The 18,585-nt window shown below is 49.6% G+C and carries 18 protein-coding genes; 11 read left to right on the top strand and 7 right to left on the bottom strand.

Annotated elements, in window-relative coordinates; genetic code table 11:
• Positions 1-4 precede the first annotated feature (4 nt).
• A complete protein-coding gene (gene purC / locus LAT77_RS08810; protein ID WP_290564193.1) occupies positions 5-715 on the top strand; it encodes a phosphoribosylaminoimidazolesuccinocarboxamide synthase in 711 nt (236 codons plus the stop codon).
• A gap of 56 nt (positions 716-771) precedes the next feature.
• Here the strand turns inward: purC and LAT77_RS08805 are convergent, their stop codons facing one another.
• From LAT77_RS08805 to LAT77_RS08790, 4 genes are read right to left on the bottom strand one after another with little or no spacing between them, the layout of a single operon-like run.
• Positions 772-987, bottom strand: a complete 216-nt coding sequence (locus LAT77_RS08805) for a DUF2897 family protein (protein ID WP_290564192.1) — start codon at positions 985-987, stop codon at positions 772-774.
• Positions 987-1,682, bottom strand: a complete 696-nt coding sequence (locus LAT77_RS08800) for a M15 family metallopeptidase (protein WP_290564191.1) — start codon at positions 1,680-1,682, stop codon at positions 987-989. Before LAT77_RS08800 ends, LAT77_RS08805 begins: the two co-directional genes overlap by 1 nt.
• Before the next feature lie 2 nt (positions 1,683-1,684).
• Positions 1,685-2,845, bottom strand: coding sequence for a succinyl-diaminopimelate desuccinylase (gene dapE, locus LAT77_RS08795; RefSeq protein WP_290564190.1), 1,161 nt, complete (start codon positions 2,843-2,845; stop codon positions 1,685-1,687).
• On the bottom strand, positions 2,835-3,185 hold the full coding sequence (locus LAT77_RS08790; protein WP_290564189.1) for a Spx/MgsR family RNA polymerase-binding regulatory protein: 351 nt from the start codon (positions 3,183-3,185) through the stop codon (positions 2,835-2,837). Before LAT77_RS08790 ends, dapE begins: the two co-directional genes overlap by 11 nt.
• Positions 3,186-3,534: 349 nt before the next feature.
• On the opposite strand from LAT77_RS08790, the gene yfbV reads away from it, so the two are divergent.
• Positions 3,535-3,960, top strand: coding sequence for a terminus macrodomain insulation protein YfbV (yfbV, locus tag LAT77_RS08785; protein ID WP_290564188.1), 426 nt, complete (start codon positions 3,535-3,537; stop codon positions 3,958-3,960).
• Here the strand turns inward: yfbV and xthA are convergent.
• Positions 3,957-4,772, bottom strand: coding sequence for an exodeoxyribonuclease III (gene xthA / locus LAT77_RS08780; RefSeq protein ID WP_290564187.1), 816 nt, complete (start codon positions 4,770-4,772; stop codon positions 3,957-3,959). The two genes, yfbV and xthA, sit on opposite strands and share 4 nt — an antisense overlap.
• A gap of 163 nt (positions 4,773-4,935) precedes the next feature.
• Here xthA and LAT77_RS08775 point away from each other — a divergent pair, with 163 nt between their 5' ends.
• The 4 genes from LAT77_RS08775 to LAT77_RS08760 all read left to right on the top strand — a co-directional run bounded on the left by LAT77_RS08775 (position 4,936) and on the right by LAT77_RS08760 (position 8,462).
• Complete coding sequence (locus LAT77_RS08775; RefSeq protein WP_290564186.1) at positions 4,936-6,006, top strand: alpha/beta hydrolase; 1,071 nt, start codon at positions 4,936-4,938, stop codon at positions 6,004-6,006.
• Positions 6,007-6,143: 137 nt separating this feature from the next.
• Positions 6,144-6,347, top strand: a complete 204-nt coding sequence (locus LAT77_RS08770; RefSeq protein ID WP_290564185.1) for a DUF3185 family protein — start codon at positions 6,144-6,146, stop codon at positions 6,345-6,347.
• 81 nt (positions 6,348-6,428) lie between these two features.
• Positions 6,429-7,286 (top strand): MoxR family ATPase, encoded by an 858-nt coding sequence (locus LAT77_RS08765; protein ID WP_290564184.1) that lies wholly within the window; start codon positions 6,429-6,431, stop codon positions 7,284-7,286.
• A gap of 9 nt (positions 7,287-7,295) precedes the next feature.
• A complete protein-coding gene (locus LAT77_RS08760; RefSeq protein ID WP_290564183.1) occupies positions 7,296-8,462 on the top strand; it encodes a VWA domain-containing protein in 1,167 nt (388 codons plus the stop codon).
• Positions 8,463-8,499: 37 nt separating this feature from the next.
• Here LAT77_RS08760 and LAT77_RS08755 read toward each other — a convergent pair whose 3' ends face one another.
• Together LAT77_RS08755 and LAT77_RS08750 are read right to left on the bottom strand one after the other, a co-directional pair.
• The gene (locus tag LAT77_RS08755) at positions 8,500-9,303 is read right to left on the bottom strand and encodes a TlpA disulfide reductase family protein (protein WP_290564182.1); all 804 of its coding nucleotides are present in this window, start codon (positions 9,301-9,303) and stop codon (positions 8,500-8,502) included.
• A gap of 15 nt (positions 9,304-9,318) precedes the next feature.
• Positions 9,319-10,194, bottom strand: a complete 876-nt coding sequence (locus LAT77_RS08750) for an MBL fold metallo-hydrolase (protein ID WP_290564181.1) — start codon at positions 10,192-10,194, stop codon at positions 9,319-9,321.
• A 161-nt stretch (positions 10,195-10,355) separates the two neighbouring features.
• On the opposite strand from LAT77_RS08750, the gene LAT77_RS08745 reads away from it, so the two are divergent.
• The 5 genes from LAT77_RS08745 to LAT77_RS08725 all read left to right on the top strand — a co-directional run bounded on the left by LAT77_RS08745 (position 10,356) and on the right by LAT77_RS08725 (position 18,476).
• Complete coding sequence (locus LAT77_RS08745; RefSeq protein ID WP_290564180.1) at positions 10,356-12,074, top strand: bifunctional diguanylate cyclase/phosphodiesterase; 1,719 nt, start codon at positions 10,356-10,358, stop codon at positions 12,072-12,074.
• A gap of 172 nt (positions 12,075-12,246) precedes the next feature.
• A complete protein-coding gene (locus tag LAT77_RS08740) occupies positions 12,247-13,608 on the top strand; it encodes an MBL fold metallo-hydrolase (protein ID WP_290564179.1) in 1,362 nt (453 codons plus the stop codon).
• A gap of 10 nt (positions 13,609-13,618) precedes the next feature.
• Positions 13,619-14,896 carry an acetyl-CoA hydrolase/transferase C-terminal domain-containing protein gene (locus LAT77_RS08735; RefSeq protein ID WP_290564178.1) on the top strand — a complete coding sequence of 426 codons (1,278 nt, stop codon included), beginning with the start codon at positions 13,619-13,621 and terminating at the stop codon, positions 14,894-14,896.
• 59 nt (positions 14,897-14,955) lie between these two features.
• Positions 14,956-17,703: an HAD-IC family P-type ATPase gene (locus LAT77_RS08730; RefSeq protein WP_290564177.1), complete on the top strand. Its 2,748-nt coding sequence runs from the start codon at positions 14,956-14,958 to the stop codon at positions 17,701-17,703.
• A 38-nt stretch (positions 17,704-17,741) separates the two neighbouring features.
• Positions 17,742-18,476, top strand: coding sequence for a GAF domain-containing protein (locus tag LAT77_RS08725; RefSeq protein WP_290564176.1), 735 nt, complete (start codon positions 17,742-17,744; stop codon positions 18,474-18,476).
• Positions 18,477-18,585 lie beyond the last annotated feature (109 nt).

The following is an 18,585-nucleotide window of genomic DNA, read 5'->3' as shown; positions in this document are numbered from 1 at the left end:
TTCCATGCAAAAACGAGATGAGTTGTACCGCGGTAAAGCGAAAACTGTGTTTACCACTGAGAACCCGGAATATCTAATTTTAGAGTTCCGCGACGACACGTCAGCCTTTGATGGTGAAAAGGTCGAACAGCTTGCTCGCAAGGGCATGGTGAACAATAAGTTCAACCACTTCATTATGGAAAAGCTGGCCGCTGCGGGAATTCCGACGCAAATGGAAGCGCTGTTGTCAGACACTGAGTGTGTGGTGAAGAAACTCGATATGATTCCGGTGGAGTGTGTCGTTCGTAACCTCGCTGCCGGCTCTCTCGTGCGTCGTTTGGGTGTGCAAGAAGGGTTGGAGTTGAGTCCTCCGACGTTCGAACTTTTCCTGAAAAACGACGCCTTGCATGATCCTATGGTCAATGAATCACACGTTGAGACTTTCGGCTGGGCAACTGCAGAACAGATGGCAGAAATGAAGCGTCTAACGTTCGCCGTTAATGACGTGCTCAAGCCTTTGTTCGCAGATGCGGGTATGTTGTTAGTCGACTATAAGCTCGAATTCGGTGTTTTTCATGGCGAAATCGTGCTGGGTGATGAGTTTAGCCCAGATGGTTGTCGTTTATGGGACAAAGAAACCCAGACTAAGTTAGACAAAGACCGCTTCCGTCAAGGTTTAGGTGGTGTGGTTGAAGCTTACGAAGAAGTGGCAAAACGTTTAGGTGTGCCGCTGTAAATCTGCGTATGTAAGTGAGCTGATCAAATAAACGACCCCGCACGCTGCGGGGTCGTTTATTTTTGCTCATCGTCCCAGTTGTCTTTTTGCCAGTCATCTTTACCCCAATTGTCTTTGTCCCATGCATCTGCTGAGTCATCAACATCCTCATTGGGTTCAGCCTTCTCTTTCCTTTTCGGCATTTTCATGTTGGCTGTCTTTTTCAGCAACATGATATTGCTAAGAATAATCCCCAAGGCCAGAATGATAATTAGCCAAGCACCAATGGACATCAGAGATCCTCACTCAATGGTGCAGCAAGCGCTACTGCTGGTGCTGGGGTGGTTTGCCAAACATACTTGGCTAAAAGTTGCTCGAGCTGGGGCAGGATTATTGCGTGGCCGGGTAGCTCAGAATCGAGATACAGTTGTCTGAGCGCTGCACAATTCAACTGTTCAGGATAGCGCTGTGCTATTGGCGCAAAGGAAAAGTGCCATGGTTCAACAGCAACGCCACTACTTGCGGGATCGGCATAGCAGCGATAAAAACCGAAACGAGCGGCATGCTCCGTCAGCCATGCGGATAGTGACGCAAAAGGCCCGCCGGGTTCATACTCCCAAGGCTCAAGTTGCAAGGTCGCAGTCCCTAATGCGGACGGATCGAAGAAGTCCGCGTCCGTTCCCCAATGGTGACGTGATGCTCCCGGTAACGCTGACCAATGCAGGATCGTTTCTAAAGCCTGTTGGTCTTGTGTACTGGCTTGCCATTTTCTTGTCCAAATGACACGTTGCCGCTCAAAGTCGCGAAAGCCACTGGCAATATGTAAATTATGCCCCGCGCTCGCTGCGGCCGTTTGCAGCCGCAGAAAAGCTGCGACTACCGCAGGTTGCAAACGAATCAGTGCGGAGCTTGCACCGGGGACAGTAACGACATGATCCGCATTGCGGCCGGTCAATTGTGTCCAAGTCAGCTGCTTCTCCGCGGCCATGATCAGGCTCCCATATCCGTTTCAACCAACACCCGCTGCAATATGCGTTCGTACATATCGGTGAGCTTTATTAGATCATCGTGGGACACGTGCTCATTAACTTTGTGAATGCTGGCGTTAACAGGGCCAAGTTCAAGAACCTGAGCGCCAGTAGGAGCAATGAAACGGCCGTCAGAGGTGCCCCCAGCGGTTGATAAGGTCGGCGCTTTACCAATGACATCGGTGACAGCAGCCGTTGCCGCATCGACTAAGGTACCGTGATCGGTCAGGAACGGCAGGCCATTCAGAATCCAATCTAACTCATAGGTTAAGCCGTGTTGGTCGAGAATCTTATAAATACGCGCTTTCAGGCTGTCGGCCGTGGATTCGGTGCTAAAGCGTAAGTTAAAGGTTACAGAAAGCTTTCCTGGAACAACATTTGTGGCACCGGTGCCGGCATGAACATCGACAATTTGAAAACTGGTGGGTGGAAAGGCGTCGTTACCTTCGTCCCATAATTCGTTAGCCAGCGCAGCCAACGCGGGTGCCGCTGCATGAACAGGGTTATTCGCCAAATGTGGATAGGCAACATGGCCTTGAATGCCATGAACTTTGAGGTAGCCGGTCATGCTGCCGCGCCGACCATATTTAATCACGTCACCACAATACTGCGTGCTCGACGGTTCACCGACGACGCACCAATTAATCTTTTCGTTACGCGCTTCGAGGGTTTCAATCACGCGCACGGTGCCGTTTATGAAAGGGCCTTCTTCGTCACTAGTAATCAGAAAGGCGAGGCTTCCGGCATGGTCGGGATGTTTGGCAATAAAGCGTTCAGTGGCTACGATCATCGCTGCTAGGCTGCCTTTCATATCGGCAGCGCCGCGACCATAAAGTACGCCGTTAATATCTGTGGGCTCAAAGGGTGGGGTGTTCCAATCACTTTCAGGACCTGGAGGCACAACATCCGTATGGCCGGCAAAGCAAAACAGTGGGCCACTGCTATTGCGCCGCGCCCAGAGGTTCGTTGTGTCTTCGAACACCATGGTTTCGATGTTGAACCCTAACCGAGCTAAACGATCGGCCATAACGTTTTGGCAGCCCGCATCGTGCGGGGTAATGGACGGCCGAGCAATTAAATCGCGCGCTAATTCGAGTGTGGGATGATTTAAATCAGACACCAAAAAACTCCTGCCAACTACCTTCGTCAAAACCGACCATGATATTACCGTCGAGGACCACCAAAGGGCGCTTAATCAAGGTTGGATGACTTTGAATCAAGTGCACAGTGCGCGGCAAGGTTAACTCGCCTTTATCGTCGTCCGGTAGTTTCCGCCACGTGGTACCGCGCTTGTTGATGAGGGTATCGGCCCCCAGTGTTTTTACCCAATGTTCGATGGTAGAAGCGGCAAGCGGGGCACTTTTTAAATCCTCAAACTGAAAATCAACGTTATGTTCCTTCAGCCACTTTAAGGATTTTTTAACGGTGTCGCAGTTTTTAATACCGAATACAACGGCGCTCATAATGTGATTCCTTTTATTGACATGCTCAGGCTATGGTAAGCTCAAGCGTGAACGAAATGGATATTTTCGCAGTATACACTGCATTGCAAGCTTCGCCCAAGTCACCCTAAGCGGAGTTTGTTGTGGATAACTTTTATTATCCAAAGTCATCCACTTTTTCTGTGGATAACCTTGTTAATTAGCTGGATTCAACTCTTTAAGTTTATGATATGTAATAACTAAATTGACTGGGTGAGTTTTGTTCAGTCGTCTGGCCACTGATCGAAAAGCAAACTTTTTGTGTGTACTATATCGACAACGATAAAATCAGTGGATAATTAGCCATCAGAAGCACGTATTTGAGAGCATTATGTGGAAAACTTTTAAAAATGGTCTGGATTACATGAAGATTTGGCCGAATCACGCTGTGGTTGGCAATCTTCCAGAGTCGCGGGTGATTCCTGCGCTGAAGTTGGGTGTTAAGGTTATTCCGGTCGCTGCGGTGGCGAATTTCTATGTCCAATTTCAGTATTTAGGTGCCGATTATCTGCCGCAAATTATTGCAACCACGCTATTTTTATTGCTGCTGCCACTGCAAGGTTATTATTGGTTAGGCAAGCGTAGCTATCGACTGTTGCCGCCACCGCTTAAAAGTTGGTTTTTAGATTTACAGTATAAATTGAATCAAGCCGGAGAGGATATTCGCTTGCCCGGTCATCGACCGGGCCCAGCGTATATTGATCTTGCGCGAGTATTGCGCAAAGCCTTAGCGGTGTTGCCGCCGGAAGAACATTAAGATTTGGTTTTGAATTCACTCCAAATTGGCGCGTGATCAGACGGTTTATCAATGCCGCGCAGCTCATAGTCAATGCCAGCATCGATACACCGTGCAGCTAATGCTTCGGTGGCCAAAATTAGGTCAATACGCAGTCCACGGTTATCGTCAAACCCACGTGAACGATAGTCAAACCAGCTGAACTGCTGATTCTCGTCTGGCTTAAGTTGGCGATAGGTGTCGATAAAGCCCCAATCTAAGAGACGCTGCATCCACTCACGTTCTTCGGGTAAAAAGCTACATTTACCGGTTTTCAACCAGCGCTTTGCATTGGCTTCACCGATGCCAATGTCTAGATCAGTCGTGGAAATGTTCATGTCACCCATCAGTAACACAGGTTGATCAGGCGACTGCGTGCTGTTGAGGTAAGCCATTAAGTCTTGATAAAACTTTTCTTTGGCGGGAAATTTGATCGGATGGTCGCGCGACTCGCCTTGCGGGAAGTAACCGTTCATGACCCGAATTTGCTCGCCGTCCGGCGCAGTGACCGTTGCCATGATCATCCGGCGTTGAGCGTCTTCGTCATCGCCTGGCCAGCCATAAGTAACATCCTGCGTCGGTACTTTGGTGAGTAAGGCTACGCCGTAATGGGCTTTTTGACCAAAGAAGTAAACTTGATAGCCCATGGCTTCGACGTCCGCAAGCGGGAAGGCTTCGTCATGAACTTTGGTTTCTTGGAGACCAATGACATCCGGCTGGTGTTTGTCGATGAGCGCTTGTAACTGATGTAGTCGTGCACGCAGGCCATTGATATTAAAACTAATAAATTTCATAGGACGATTCTTTTCGCAGCAATTAATAAATAGAGTCAAGCAAGGATACCACTGCTCGGCGGAGAATGCAGCTGGTGACTCAAGGCTGTAATTCAACGCCAGTCGCAGTATACTGGCGACTGCGAATCAGCAGGAACAGTGATAACAATAAAAAGGCAATAGCATGACAGATTGGGCAGAAATCAAAGCCGGCGCACGCGCGTATGCACACATTCAAGAACATGGGCTTCAGCAACAGGATATCAGTTTGCTGCTCGGTGCCTCGGGTGGTCCCAAGTGGTTCGTATTGCAAGGTCTGGATCACTACTTGTTTGGCGAGTTTTTTGCCCAACGCCAGCAACCCTTAGAGCTGTTAGGAACGTCAGCCGGGGCATGGCGCTTTGCCAGTTTGGGGCGCAGTGATGCGGCTGCAGCGAGTGCTTTATTTAGTAAATTGTATCGGGCGACGGTTTACAGCGAGAAGCCGGATGTGAAAGAGATCACGGACAAAGCCATTGCGCTTTTACATGAATACGTTCCAGATGATGCCATCACTGAAATGCTCCAGCAAGACACGTTTCGCCATCACATGATTGTCGTCCGCAGCAAAGGCATTGTCGCCTCGGAAAGTCGCTTAGGGCAAGGCATAGGTTTAATCAAAGCGGCGGCCTTGAATGCTATTTCGCGCAAGACTTTGGCGAGTAGTTTTGAGCGCGTGGTGTTTCATCATCCAGCGGCAAAACCGCCTTTGGGGCGCGATTGGAATGACCTGCCGACGCGTCATGTACAGTTAACCGCAGATAATTTTCGCCATGCGTTGTTGGCGAGCGGCTCGATTCCGATGGTGCTTGCGGGTGTCCGTGATATTCCCGGCGCGCCGCCAGGGGTTTATCGCGACGGTGGTGTGACCGACTATCATTTTGATTTACCGTTAGGTCAACGCGAAGGGTTAATCCTCTATCCCCATTTTCAACGCGATATTATTCCGGGCTGGTTCGATAAAGGCTTGAAAAAACGCCGTACCGGCCCCGATCGTTGGCCGAATGCGGTGATTATTATGCCAACCCAAGAATTTATTGATCAGTTGCCCTATCAAAAGATCCCAGACCGTCATGATTTCGCTCAACTCGATGTCGCCGCTCGGCAAAAGTTTTGGCAACAGGCTACGGATGCAGGTTATCGACTTGCTGAACAGGTACAGGGCTGGATTGAAAGTGGCGAAATTCGCCAGAAAGTGAAGCGTTGGGAGCCGTAAGGACTTGTTATCATTTCGAAAAACTTACAGTCATTTATTGGACTTTGAGCCAAGTTAGACTAGGCTGAAATGGTAAACAGCAGTAATTACTGGATAGCAAACAATAATATTTTCGGTGAGACAAGGAGCAATGTTGCATGAATAAATTTGTATCGTTAGCCATTTTAGTCGCCGGCCTGATTGTGCTGTATTTCGGTTGGCAGGAAAAGCAATCCGCGGCGTCTCAGGTGACTGAGGCCTTTACTGGCCAGCCAACTGACAACGCCATGTGGTTTTTAATTGTCGGCGCGGTCTTAGCCATTGTCGGAATCGGTGGCTTCCTGACTGGCATGAAAAAATAAAACGTTTCTCGTCGTTCCCCTGAAACGCCATGATTTTGTTATCATGGCGTTTTACTTTTTGCGCTGACAGGATTTTTATTTATGAGTCAATTTTCCGCTGGTTTCCAGAGCACTGAGAGCTATATTGTTTCTGCTGAACTTGCCTTAGCGGTTAACGCAGCCGTAACGTTGGAAAAGCCATTATTGATTAAAGGTGAACCGGGAACCGGTAAGACTAAATTAGCCGAAGAGCTGGCGGCATCGCTCGGTACCGACTTGTTACGTTGGCACATTAAGTCGACGACCAAAGCCCAGCAAGGCCTTTACGAATATGATGCAGTCTCGCGCTTGCGTGACAGTCAGCTCGGTAGTGAACGGGTGCATGACATCGCGAACTATATTAAACCGGGCAAATTATGGCAGGCATTTACCGCCGACAAACGACCGGTTCTGCTAATTGATGAGATTGATAAAGCTGATATCGAATTCCCGAACGATCTTTTGCACGAACTCGACCAGATGGAGTTTCATGTTTACGAAACCGGTGAGCAAATTAGCGCGCGTCATCGGCCGATTGTGATCATTACGTCAAATAACGAAAAAGAGCTGCCAGATGCATTTTTGCGTCGGTGTTTTTTCCATTACATTCGTTTTCCAGACGCGGATACATTGCAACAAATCGTTGCGGTGCACTTTCCCAATATCCAACAGCGTCTATTGAGCACTGCTCTCGATGTTTTCTTTGACTTACGCGACGTGCCGCATTTAAAGAAAAAGCCGAGTACATCGGAGTTGCTGGACTGGTTGAAGTTGTTATTGGCGGAAGATATTGGCCCAGAACAATTGCAAGCCAATCAAGGGCAGGGACTTATGCCCATGTTTGGTGCCTTGCTGAAAAATGAACAGGATGTTGAGCTCGTTGAAAAGCTTGCGTTTATGAGTCGTCGGCAGACGCGTTAAGGCCTTGCTATGTTAATTGAGTTTTTCTTCAAGCTCCGTGACCATGGCTTAAAGGTCAGCTTGACTGAGTTAATGGACTTGCTCAACGCTCTCGAGCGGCAGGTGGTATTCGCTAATGTCGATGATTTTTACGTCGTTGCGCGGATGACGCTGGTCAAAGATGAAAGTCAGTATGACCGGTTCGATCGTGCCTTTGCGAGTTACTTTGAAGGCGTCAACGAAGTCGATATTGCCGCGAGTATTCCGCAAGAGTGGTTAGAGCGGTCATTGCAACGCCAGCTCAGCGACGAAGACAAAGCCAAACTGCAAGCGCTCGGCGGTTTAGACGAGTTGCTGAAACAATTTCGTGAGCGTTTAGCAGAACAACAGAAGCGCCATGCCGGTGGCAATAAGTGGATTGGTACCGGTGGTACGTCACCTTTTGGTGCTTATGGGTATCATCCCGAGGGCATCCGCATTGGTCAAGACGGAAACGGTGCGCGCCGTGCGGTAAAAGTGTGGGACAAACGCGAGTTTCAAGATCTCGATACCGATGAAGAACTGAATAATCGCACGATTAAACTCGCACTGAGAAAGTTACGTCGTTTTGCGCGGACAGGTGCGGCCACGGAACTGGATTTACCTGAGACTATTCGCGCCACCGGTAAACAAGGCATGCTCGACTTGCGCTGGCAGGCTGAGCGGCATAACGCTATCAAAGTGTTGATCTTGTTCGATGTCGGCGGCTCTATGGATGACTACATTTATGAATGCCAACAGCTTTTCCAAGCAGTGCGCTCGGAATTTAAGCATCTCGAGTTTTTCTATTTTCACAACTGTGTCTATGAAGGTGTGTGGAAAAACAATAAACGCCGTCGCCAGGAACAAACACCACTGCGCGATCTTTTGCACACCTATGGCAGTGACTACAAATTAATCTTTGTCGGCGATGCAACCATGGGGCCGTATGAGATTGCTTATCCGGGTGGTAGTGTTGAACATTGGAATGAGGAGCCCGGCCAAGTCTGGATGGAACGTTTGTTGCAGAACTACCCGAAAGCGGTTTGGATCAATCCGCAACCGCAGAGCCGTTGGCAATACTATTCGTCGATTCGTATGATCAGTGACATTATGCAACAACGCATGTATCCGTTTACGTTGGAAGGGCTTGGGCGAGCGATAGAAACCTTGCTGTAAAATGACCGCTGGACTCAATGCCCAGCGGTTAAAGGTATTAACGAATCTGATCGACGGCTTGTTGTAAACGAGCAGCGGAAAATTCGCCGACGTGACTGTCGATGAGCATGCCTTCGGCATTAAAAAAGAGCGTAGTTGGCAGTGCAAATGAATTTATTTCAGTACTCAGGGTGCTGTTGTAATCCATCAGCATGTCGTCAAGATTGAGGCCTTGCTCTTGAATAAATGCCAAGACGAGGTCAAGGTCATCGCCTTGATTGACGGTGACAAACGCGACGTCTGGCCACTTTTGCTGAGCGTCTTCAAGCAAGGGCATTTCGCGCACACAGGGCGGACACCAAGTCGCCCACAAATTAACCACAAGAGGCTTGCCGCGATATTCGCGATTGAGCCAGACCTGCCGGTCATCCAGCGTTGCTAATCGAACTTCGGGTACCCAAAGCTCCTCGCCATATTTATAATCGTACCACGTCGTCATAGCACCCCAGGCCAAAACACCCGAGACACAGGCAATGGCTAATGGCTGCAGCACACTGCGGCGGCGAACCACCTCCCAAACTGCCATCAAAGCACCGCCAATGACACCGGCCCAAAGGTCGAAACCACCATCGCGAACATTGAGAATTTGCCATGGCGCTTCGGCGTAGAGCTCGAAATAACGAATGACGAAACTTGCGCGCGCGACAATTAAGCCAACGGCCAAAACATTAAAGACCGAGTCCGCAACGCGGTGATTGCTGCGTCGACTAACGAGCCAAGCCACCACGAAAGCAAGAAGAGCAGCAACAATAAAGATGAGATGGGTGGTAGCAAATGCAAATGGACCAAAGGTAATCGACATAAGAGTTTCCTAGCTTTATTGCAGCGTGTTTAATGGAATTTTCAGATATACGGTACCATTATCTTCGGCTGGCGGCAGCTCACCCGCGCGAATATTGACCTGAATGGACGGGATAATTAAGCGTGGCATCGCAAGTGTTGCATCACGTTCGTCGCGCATGTGCACAAATTCAGCCTCGCTGACACCATCGCGAATATGAATACTCGACTTACGCTGTTCACCAACCGTGGTGACAAATTGATGGGCGCGTCCTTCTGGCGGATAGTCGTGGCAAATATACATACGGGTGTCGACAGGAAAGCTAAGTAACTTGCGAATGGACTGATATAAAGTTTGACTTGAACCGCCGGGAAAATCACAGCGAGCCGTGCCAACGTCCGGTAAAAAGAGCGTGTCACCGACAAACATCGCTTGATCGTTCACCACATAGGTTAGATCAGCAGGGGTATGACCGGGCGTATGCACAACTTGAAAACGCAAGCTGCCGACCTCGAAGGTGTCACCGTCTTTGAATAAACGATCAAAATGGCTGCCGTCGGGGAGGAATGAGCGTTCAAGATTAAAGACATCTTTAAAAATCTTCTGGACGTCACGAATCTGTGCGCCAATGCCAATTTCTGCGCCTAAATGCTCGCGCAGAAATGGTGCCGCGGACAAGTGATCGGCATGGGCATGAGTTTCGAGTATTAGCGGAATCGTTAAGTTTTTAGCGCGAACAAACTCAAGTACCCGCTGCGCACCATGATGCGCGGTATGACCGGATTTAATATCGAAATCCAGTACCGGATCGATAATTACACCTTGCCCGCCATCGTGCTCGTAGACCACATAGGTGAAGGTCTCGCTATCGTCATCGAGAAATGCTTGTACTTGAAAATCGGGATCGGCCATAACTACTCCTGTTTGCAACGTGACGCTAATTTGCCATAGTTAGAATACGTTGAAAAGCGAGAAAAGATTGCGCTACGTCAAAATCAGGTCGCAAACAGGCGATTACTTATAAAGTGGTATTCAGTAAACTGCGGGTTTAGTTTGATTGCTATTCGGTGACTATGCAAAAACCAACTCATGCTGCGGATGCAGCTTTTTCTCAACATTGCCCGGAGTCTTGGTCACCGTGGACCAAGTCTATTTTCGACCAACTGCTTGATGCCGTGTTGGTGACCGACCTTGATGGTCAAATTTTAACCTTAAACGCTGCAGTGTCGCGTTTGTTCGGTTATTCGGAAACAGAGCTATTAGGTCAGAATGTGACTGTGTTAATGCCAAGCTCCATGGCCATACACCACAACCAGATGAAACACCAAGCGAGCAAGCAGCTCGATACGCAGCCGAGAGTCATCGGCAAAACGCGTGAACTTGAAGCTAGGCGCCGCGATGGTACTCGGTTCCCAGTAATGATTCACCTCAGTCGTATCAAGTGGCAAGGACAAGTCCGGTATGTTGCAACCCTACGTGATATCAGTGCCGAACGCGAAGCTGCTGAAACCATTGAAGCATTATCCTTGTTTGATGACTCAACTGGTTTGCCCAACCGCTCGCATTTCTTACGCTTAGTTGACCATGTGCTGCAAACACAAAGTATTAAAGTCATCGCCATTAACATGGACTTCTTCAATCGTGTGAATATTGTCGTTGGCTACAAGGAGGGTGGTGATATTCTGCGTGTTATTGGTCGTCGATTGGAACGCTTTGTGGCAGATTTTGATGGCTTCGTCGGTAAGGACATTGAAGACAGATTTTGGCTTGCGGTACCCGTTGACGATGACGCGCCCGGTGAATTCAATCATGAACGCAGCCGTTCACTACTCGCACTTCTACGCCAAGAGGTGATTGTTAACGGCCGGAGTTATTTTTTTACTGGAAGCATTGGCATGGCGAAAGCTAAGCGTGGTTCTGAGGCCACACAGTTGATCGCGAATGCTGAAACTGCGGTGCATGAAGCAAAGGCGGCGGGGCGCGATCAGTATTCAGAATACAAGCACGTGATGACGTCTCAAGTGGTACAAGAGTTTCGCCTTGAGGAACAACTTCGTCACGCCTTGAAAACAAATCAGTTGGAGTGCTGGTTACAGAGTAAAGTCGACAAAGCGGGGCGCTGGGTTTCGGCAGAGGCGTTGGTGCGATGGCGTTATTACGACGAATTTATTCCACCGTTTCAGTTTATTCCGTTAGCTGAACGATTAGGTTTAATTTTACCGATTGGTGAGTTCATGTTGGCATCTGTGGCTAAGATCTTAGCGGAGATTAAACACATGGCTCCTGGATTCCAAATCGCTGTCAATGTCAGCCCGCGGCAATTTCGCAGTGAAAAATTCGCACAAATGGTGCTATCGACACTCAGTCGTTTTGAGGCGCCGCCAGAAAATCTAAAACTTGAGATTACCGAGAGCCTGCTCGTCCACGATATTGATCACGTGAAACGCACCATGGAAACCCTGAGCAAAGCCGGTGTGACCTTTTCAATTGACGACTTCGGTACCGGTTATTCAAATTTGCGCCGATTACAATGGATCCCCGTTAGTGAAGTTAAAATTGATCGAGCGTTTGTTGAAGGTGGTCTGCAAAGTGAGCGTGGTCGAACCTTGCTCGACACGATTCTGCTCATGGGCGAGAACCTCGGAATGCAACGCGTGGCCGAGGGGATTGAAACCCAAGCGCAGTTCGATTTTTTACGTTCGCGCGGTTGTCAGCAGTATCAAGGCTTCTTTTTTCATCGGCCAGAGTCTGCCGCGAGTTGGTTACAACGATTCGCCAAGGAACTTGGCTAACCGAATGATTTCTATATGGTCTGGTAACTTCTCTTCGATGCCTATTGCTGTCATAGTGCAGAACCAGTGGTTGTTTAAGTTTTATTTGCCGGTCAATAATTTGCGATAAAACAAAACGAACTGGGGAGAAATCGACCATACTTAGGCTGATGTTCATTAATGGGAGTCGCACATGCGTATCGTTTTTCTTGGTGGCACGGAAACAGTCACAGGTTCGAAATACTTGGTTGAAACGGAGAACACCCGAATTTTAATCGATTGTGGCTTGTTTCAAGGCTATAAGTGGTTGCGGCGCCGCAACTGGCAACCGTTGCCATTAGGCATCGACAAGGTAGATGCCGTCGTTTTGACCCATGCTCACCTCGATCATAGTGGTTTCCTGCCGGTTTTATACAAGCATGGCTATCGCGGTCCGGTGTATGCCCATGATGCCACCGCTGATTTGTGCAAAGTGCTGTGGCCAGACTCGGGCAAGATTCAAGAAGAAGATGCGAAGTTTTTGGGGCGCCATGGTTTAAGTAAACATGAAGCTCCGGAACCACTATACACCGCTGAACAAGGCGAAAAAGCCACTCAATTGTTTCGCACCGTTGAGTTTCGGCAGCAGTTTCAAGTCGGGGACATCAAGCTAGAGCTGCATCCGGTTGGACATATTCTCGGTGCCGCAGCGGTGGTTTTGAGTAGCAATGGAAAACGTGTTGGCTTCTCTGGCGATGTCGGCCGATCGAATGACCTGTTAATGAAACCGCCGGCCCCATTACCACCGGTTGATGTGCTGATGTTGGAGTCGACCTATGGGGATCGCCGTCATCAGGATACCGATGTTCGTGAAGAACTCGCGGAGATTATTAATGAAGCGGCGAAAAACGGCGGGCCGGTATTGATTCCGAGTTTTGCGGTCGGTCGTGCACAGCTTATGCAGCATCTGATTGTTTCGTTAATGGACGAAGGGAAAATCCCGCGAATTCCAGTGTTTTTAGATAGCCCGATGGCCATCAAAGTCTCGCATATTTATCGCACCCATCATGACTATCATCGACTCACTGCGACGCAGTGCGAACGCGCTGAGAACGTCGTTGAATATACCCATAGTGTTGACGAATCGAAGGCGATCGCGAGTCAGAAAGGGCCTCACATCATTATTGCCGGTTCCGGGATGGCGACCGGTGGACGCATACTTCATCACTTCAAACATTGGTTAACGGATCATCGAGCGACCGTGCTTTTTAGTGGTTACCAAGCGGGCGGTACGCGTGGCGACAAAATGATGCAAGGGGTTGAGAGCATTAAGATTCATGGTGATTGGATTCCGGTACGGGCGAATATTCGTAACCTTGACGGTCTCTCTGGTCATGCTGATTATCAAGAGCTGACGCAATGGCTCGAAGACTCGAAATTGCCAGCCGGAACGGAAATTCATTTGGTGCATGGTGAACCGAACGCCCTTGAATGTTTCCGTGATCATTTACTGGCAAAAACCAAATTCTCTGTTGATGTTCCCGATTACATGAGCATCTTAACGATCAACGATTAAGGAAAAGAATATGCGTGTACAGTCGGCTGTTGAAGCAGTCTCAGCGATTGGCAATGATGAAGTGATTTGGTGTCAGTCGATGGCGGCGACACCGTATGTGTTGCTTGATGCGTTAGCGGAAGTGGCGATGCTGCGACGTAATTTGACGTTGTTGCAGTTACACACCGAACGCAGTGGGGCACTGTGTAACCCTGAGCTACAGGGGCATTTGCGGCAACGGGCATTCTTTGTCGGCAAAGCCACGCGCGCTGCGGTCCGAGACGGCTTGGCGGATTACGTACCGATTTTTCTTTCCGAAATTCCTAAATTATTCCGCTCTGGTGAGCAACCGCTTGACGCGGTTTTAGTGCAAGTCTCGCCGCCGGATGCCCATGGTTATTGTAGCTTGGGTATTTCCGTGGAGGCGACGCGGGCGGCATTACAGGTGGCCAAGAAAGTGATTGCTTGGGTGAACCCGAAAATGCCACGGACCCATGGCGACTCGTTTGTCCATATTGACCGCTTTACCCGCTATTTTGAGCAAGAAGCGCCGTTACCTCTGCATACGCCTGCGGAACAAGACCCGATTACCCAGCAAATTGGCCGCAATGTGGCGAGTTTGATTGGCGATGGCGATTGTTTGCAAATGGGGATAGGTGCGATCCCAGATGCGACCTTGGCGTGTTTAGGTGACCGTCGTGATTTGGGCATTCATACTGAAATGTTTTCGGACGGCGTACTGCCGTTGGTGCGCTCTGGCGTTATCAATAACTCTCAGAAGCGCAAACATCGCGGACGCATTGTGACCACGTTTGCGATGGGCAGTCAGGCGTTGTATGACTTTGTTGATGACAACCCGGAAGTGGCGTTTTTGGATGTGGAATACACCAATGACACCTCGGTGATTCGCCAGAATAAACAAGTGATGGCGATCAATAGTGCATTGCAGGTCGATCTGAGTGGGCAGGTGTGTGCTGACTCGTTGGGCACGTCGATTTATTCGGGCGTGGGTGGGCAAATGGATTTCGTCCGCGGTGCTAGTTTGTCCGAAGGTGGCCGTTCTGTCATCGCTTTACCTGCAACGGCTCGTGGTGGTGAAGTCTCGCGCATTAGTGCCATTCTGAGTCCTGGTGCGGGCGTGGTGACAACGCGTGCTCACGTTCATTACATTGTCACTGAATATGGTGTAGCGAACCTCAGAGCGAAAAGCATGAGCGAGCGTGCGGCCGAGTTAATTCGAGTGGCGGCGCCACAGTTTCAGGAAGATTTAGCGCGTGAAGCTCGCGAGTTGTGGGGCTTGAAAATGTAACTGAGTGACAGGTGCTGAGAGCATTCAGCGCCTCAGCTTAGAGCGTGCAGGAGAGCTCAATGCCAGCAGCAAAAGTCGTCCAAGAACGAACTCAGTTTGTCGTCGATGCTCATGCGCAGTCGGTTCAAGCGGTGGCTGCGGCAACTGAGTCTGATGTCAGTCGAGGTATCACCAGTAGTTCGGTCGATGAACGGCGTCAGCGCTATGGCGTTAATGAGTTGCCTAGTCGGGCAGTCACACCGGCGTGGCAACGGTTACTGCGGCAGTTTAATAATCTACTCATTTATGTCCTGATCGTCGCTGCTGTATTGGCGGGTTTCCTCGCCGAATGGTTAGATATGGCGGTGATTCTTGCCGTGGTGGTTGTGAATGCGGTGATTGGTTTTGTCCAGGAAGGCAAAGCCGAAAAAGCCTTGAGTGCGATTCATCAGATGTTAACCCCTCATGCTGTGGTGATTCGGGACGGTGAAAAGCAACAAATTCCCGCCCGCGAATTGGTGCTGGGTGATCTCATTGTTCTTGAGGCTGGCGACAAAGTGCCAGCGGATGTCCGAATTGTTCAAGCGCGTCACCTGCAAGTGCAGGAAGCAGCGCTTACGGGTGAGTCGGTACCGATTGAAAAGCAAGCACAAGAAAACCCTGCCGAGGCAGTACTCGCTGACCGAACCGCAATGGCATACTCGGGCACCATGGTTACTCAAGGTCGCGGATTAGCGTTGGTGATTGCCACCGGCAGTGACACCGAACTCGGCCGAATTAACAAAATGCTGCATCGCGTTGAGTCGTTAACAACACCGTTGTTGCAGCAAATGAGCCAATTTGCCCGTTATTTGACCTTTGTCGTCCTGATTGTCGGCCTTGCCGTTTTCCTGCTTGGTTTGTTGCGCGGCAACGACCCCAGTTATCTCTTTATGGCCGTGGTCAGCTTAATTGTCGCCGCGATCCCCGAAGGCCTGCCGACGATTTTAACCGTTGCTTTAGCTATTGGCGTGACGCGCATGGCGGCGCGAAAAAGTATTATTCGACGACTGCCGGCAGTGGAAACTTTGGGGGCAGTGTCAACGATTTGTTCGGATAAAACGGGGACATTAACGCGCAACGAAATGATGGTGAGTGAGGTCCATACACCGTCGGGACGTTGGCATGTGGAAGGCAGTGGATATAGCTTGGAGGGCAAGCTGCGACCCGCATCGAAAGTCGCAGAAGCGTTTGCAAAGTCTCGCCAGAACCACCAAGATCTCATGGTCAAGGCGAGTGATGGGCAACACCTACCTTGGTTGATTGTTGCTGGCGCTGTGTGCAACGACGCGCAACTGAATACTACAGACGGTGGCATTAGCGGTGATCCAATGGAAGCCGCACTCTTGGTATTAGCGCAGAAGGACGGTCAGTCGTATCGGCAATTGCAGCACGACTTTCCCCGCCTTGACGCGATTCCGTTCGATTCTCGGCACAAGTATATGGCGACGCTGCACCAAGTACCGGGTGACATTAGTGATCAACGTTTGATACTGATTAAAGGCGCTCCTGAGCGAATTGTTCACTTATGTGAACTGTCGGACGATGAACAACAGCAGCAAAAAGATACCATTCATAAAATTGCAGCAGCAGGTCAACGTGTGCTGGGTTTTGCCTATAAGTGGGTGACGGCAGAAACCAGCACGATAGATGCAGATAGCTTAACGGATGGTGTCCAATTTCTCGGTTTTTGTGGCTTAATTGACCCGCCGCGTCCGGAAGTACAGGACGCGATTAAAATTTGTAAGCAGGCTGGCATCAATGTCAAGATGATTACCGGCGATCACGCCGCCACCGCCCAAGCCATTGGTCGAGAACTCGGCTTAGAACATACAGATATAGTTATGGAAGGCCATGAAATTGAAGTGCTCAGTGATGAGGCCTTACGTGATCGGGTGTTGACCATCGACATTTTTGCCCGCACCACGCCGGAGCACAAATTGCGTCTAGTGAGTGCTTTACAAGCACATGGTCACGTGGTGGCGATGACCGGTGACGGCGTCAATGATGCGCCCGCGTTAAAGCGTGCTGAAGTCGGGATCGCCATGGGTAAGGGCGGGACTGAAGCAGCGCGGGAAGCGAGCGAGATGGTGCTGACCGACGACAACTTCGCGACTATAGTCGATGCTGTCAAAGAAGGTCGAACCGTTTATGATAACTTGAAAAAAGCGATTGGCTTTCTATTGCCAGTGAACGGTGGCGAGTCCCTGGCCATTATTTTAGCGCTTTTGTTCGCTTTGACGCTTCCGATTTTGCCCCTGCAAATTTTGTGGGTTAATATGGTCAGCTCGATTGCGTTGGCGTTAGCATTGGCGTTTGAACCGGCTGAACGTGACGTCATGGAGCGGCCGCCGCGGCAAGCCCGAGAAGCGTTAATTTCACGGTTTTTGTTATGGCGAATTATGGTTGTGTCGGTGTTGTTTACCGTCGGGATTTTTGCCGTGTTCCAATGGGCGTTGGCCGCCGGTTACAGCGAAAATTACGCGCGCACCTTCGCGGTCAATACATTAGTGGCCATGGAAGTTTGGTATTTGTTTAGCGTGCGTTATTTGCGCCGAGGCTCACTGTTTCGTGATGGTGTCAAAGGCACCAAGGCGATTCTCATCGCGGTGTCGTTGGTGTTTGTTTTGCAGTTAGTTTTTACCTACCTGCCAATTTTGCAGCGCTTATTTCAAACCGAAAGTCTGTTGTGGTTGCATGGTTTAGCTACAGTAGCCATAGGTATTGCTGTGTTTCTATTACTTGAATTAGAGAAAATGATTCGGCGGCGAGTGTGCAGCTTCGACTAACGAGTCCTAAATAATAATAACGATAGATTAGGGTAATTATGAGCACCTCTTTATTCGTGAACGCGATTATATTGGTCATTGCCGGCGCAATTGTTGTGTCGGTTATTATATTGACACGCAAGCTAGTGCGCTTGCGGCGCCTTCATCAAGCTGAATTAACCTTACTGCGGTTAATGATTAGCGATGCGCCATTTGGCGATAAACTCTCCGCGATTTGTGTGCTGATTGAGGCACAAATCGACCGTGCCTACGCATCTATCATGATGGTGAACCCGCAAACGGCGACGCTATCTTGTGTGACCAGTCCCAGTTTGCCAGCGGATTTTGCTCAACAACTTAATGGACTCCCTGTTGCCGAAGGCGTTGGTGCCTGCGGCACTGCTGCGGCGCGTAACGAGGCTGTGATTGTCAAAGACATGCTGACCCACGAGTATTTCCAGTCCGCGCAAGACATGATTCGTAGCTACCAGCTAAGAGCCTGTTGGTCGCATCCTTTTAGCAATCAGAAAGGTGATGTGGCGGGGACATTCGCCGTTTATTTTTCCCAGCCGCGACTGCCAAAGCGATATGAACTAAAGCTCATTCAGCAAGCCCGTGATTGGGTTGCACTGGTGTTGCAGCAACAACATGAACAAGAACGACGCGAAGCTTCGGAAGCGCAGATGTTAATTTTGCAACGTGGTATCGAAGCCAGTGTGAACGGTATTGTGATTGCCGATGCACGGCAACCAGGCAACCCGTTGGTTTATATTAATCGGCTATTTGCATTCTAGGGTTGGAATCACTGTTTTTCAATCCTAATTCAACTTCTGTCAACTAGTCCCTGACTGGTTGGATTTATTAAACTAAGAAGGTGTTTCTTGTAGCTATGGTCTGGTTGGT

The organism is Aliidiomarina sp. (assembly GCF_022565475.1).
Classification (GTDB): Bacteria; Pseudomonadota; Gammaproteobacteria; order Enterobacterales; family Alteromonadaceae; genus Aliidiomarina.
Note: the sequence above shows the minus strand (reverse complement) of the source record. Positions and strands in the feature narration are given on the sequence as shown.